A 265-nucleotide genomic window follows, 5' to 3' on the forward strand; every position below is an offset into this window, starting at 1 on the left:
ATTAGTTTTAAATATTTAAGAACAAATTAAAAAAAGAAATTATGTTGACAAAAAACGAAATTGAAAAAATTGGACAAGAATATATTAATGAAATTCAAAAAAGAACGGGAATTGAAATGATAATTGTTTCTTATAGAACAATTGAGAAGCCATATGGATTTATATATTCTTATACCAGTAAAAAGTTATTTGAAACTAAAGATGATAGATACGCTGTAGCTGGTAATGCCCCTTTTTTAATAGAAAAAGAAACAGGGAATATTAT

At 23.8% G+C, this 265-nt stretch carries 1 protein-coding gene; it reads left to right on the plus strand.

Annotated features, from left to right (window positions below; genetic code table 11):
* Positions 1-41: 41 nt before the first annotated feature.
* On the plus strand, positions 42-265 hold a 224-nt coding region (locus SB764_RS41165; protein ID WP_410866920.1), incomplete at its 3' end, for a hypothetical protein.

This window comes from Paraburkholderia sp. SIMBA_027, from assembly GCF_046535315.1.
GTDB lineage: Bacteria > Pseudomonadota > Gammaproteobacteria > Burkholderiales > Burkholderiaceae > Paraburkholderia > Paraburkholderia tropica.